General features: G+C 71.9%; 2 protein-coding genes. Both read right to left on the minus strand.

What is annotated here, in order from left to right; genetic code table 11:
- Positions 1 to 59: 59 nt before the first annotated feature.
- Positions 60 to 491 carry an LAETG motif-containing sortase-dependent surface protein gene (locus ACFWGJ_RS43420; protein ID WP_387334499.1) on the minus strand — a complete coding sequence of 144 codons (432 nt, stop codon included), beginning with the start codon at positions 489 to 491 and terminating at the stop codon, positions 60 to 62.
- A gap of 192 nt (positions 492 to 683) precedes the next feature.
- On the minus strand, positions 684 to 1,844 hold the full coding sequence (locus tag ACFWGJ_RS43425; protein WP_387334500.1) for an alkaline phosphatase PhoX: 1,161 nt from the start codon (positions 1,842 to 1,844) through the stop codon (positions 684 to 686).
- Positions 1,845 to 2,120 lie beyond the last annotated feature (276 nt).

Raw genomic sequence — 2,120 nt, forward strand, 5'->3', positions numbered from 1 at the left:
CAGGGCGGCACCCTGTGCGGGGGTGCCGCCTCCTCGCCGTGTGCCGGTGTGCCCGTGCGTCAGCCGGCGTTGCGGCGCCGGCGCAGGGCGAACAGCACGCCGCCGCCGGCCAGGAGCACGGCCGCGCCGCCGGCCGCGATGTACGGGGTGGCGCCGCTGCCGCCGGTCTCCGCGAGGTCGGGCGTCTGCTGACCGCTGGCCGTGCCCTCGTCCTTGCCGCCCTCGTCCTTGGCGTCCGTGCTCGTGTCCTGGTCGCTCGCGGGGACGAAACCGGCGGGCGGCTTGTCGCAGCCGATGCCGTCCTTGTCGCGGTCCAGGTGCTCGCCGTAGTGGTCGTCGCCCTTGACGATGTTGGAGTACCCGTTCTCGTACGCCTCGGTGCAGTTCTTGAACGGGTGCAGACCGTCGTGCGCCTCGGCGGTGGTGACGGACACGGCGGCCAGGGCCAGCGCGGCGACGGCCACGGAGGCGGACTTGCGGAACAGGTTCACGGTGAGCCCCCAGATATCTGTCGATATCCGTATGCATGATCACGAGGGTGATCAGTCGGATGCGAGGTGACGAAAGTACGAGAGGGGCTCGCGGTACTGCGGCGGAATGACGGACCCGTGATGCGAACGTGACGTGACCGGACGATAGCTCTCCGCTCACGGGTCCGTCGTCCGTACACCCGGTGCCGGGGGTTACGCGCGGAACGGACCCGTCACCTCGTACGTGATGCCGCCGGACGAACTGCCGCTGGTGCCGCGCTGGCTGGAGAAGTAGAGGCGGGTGCCGTCGGGGGAGAAGGCGGGGCCGGTGATCTCCGAGCCGGACTGGCCGTCGAGGCGCAGGAACGGGGCGATCACGTCGTCGGGCGTGATCACACAGATCTCCATGGTGCCGCCGTCCTCGGCGACGAACAGGTCGCCGGAGGCGGTGCCCGTGATGTTGTCGACGCCGGTCAGCGGGGCGGTGCCGGAGGTGACGAGCGAGTCGTCGTAGGCCAGCTCATAGGTGTTGGCGCTCAGGTTGAGCTGCCAGACGCGGTTGTCGCCCTTGGTGGTGAACCAGACCGTGTCGTCGGCGTAGTGGCAGCCCTCGCCGCCGTTGAACTTCTTCGCCCCCGACACCTGCGTACGGGTCGTGGTGGGGGAGCCGTCCGGGTCGGGCACGTTCGCCCAGGTGAAGGAGCCGGAGGTGGCCGTTCCGGCGACCAGGACCTGGAGGGTGCCGGCGGAGAGGCTGCCCCAGGTCGTCGGCACGAACCGGTACAGGCAGCCGTTCGTCTCGTCCTCCGTCAGGTACACCACCTTGCGCACCGGGTCGGCCGCCGCGGCCTCGTGCTTGAAACGGCCCATGGCGTCCCGGCGCACCGCGGCGTTCACACCCCACGGGTCGGTCTCGTAGACGTACCCGAGCGACACCTCCTCGCAGGACAGCCAGGTGTTCCACGGCGTCCTGCCGCCCGCGCAGTTCTGCCGGGTGCCCGACAGGATGCGGTACGCGCCCGTGATCGCGCCCGCCGACGAGAACTTCACCGCGCTCGTGCCGCCGGACGGGTTGATCTCCGAGTTCGAGACGTAGATCCAGCCGGTGCCGTCCGCGTAGCAGGCTCCGCCGTCGGGGGCGCTGTGCCAGGTGTACGAGGTGCCGGTGACCGGCTGGCCCGACCTGGCGATCACCCTGCCGGTGAAGCCGCTCGGCAGTCTGAGGCCGTTCGCGTCCGCCGGGCCGAGTGCTCCGTACGGGCCCGTGCCGGGCTGGGCGGGGGCGGCGTGGGCGGCGCCGCGCCACAGGGTTCCGCCGAGGACGGCCGATGATCCGCCGAGTACGGCCGCGCGCAGGAGAGTACGACGTTCCACTGTCGCTCCAAGGGGTGCCGGGGCTGGTCCGTCCGCCGGGTGGGGACGGGGTCGCGCAACGGCGGATCCTAGGAGCGCGGGGTGGCCGGGCCGTGGCCACGCGGTGACGTGGACGCGTCAGCCTTGCACGTGCCCCTGACAGGCGGAGCTGCGCCCCTGCCTGCCCCCTTCGTCTGCGGGCCCGGTGGGGGCCGTTCGCGCAGTTCCCCGCGCCCCTTGAAGGCGGGGCTGCGCCCCGGCCTTCGTCCTCGTCTGCGGGCCCGGTGGGGGCGGGCC

The organism is Streptomyces sp. NPDC060205, assembly GCF_042728395.1.
Classification (GTDB): Bacteria; Actinomycetota; Actinomycetes; order Streptomycetales; family Streptomycetaceae; genus Streptomyces.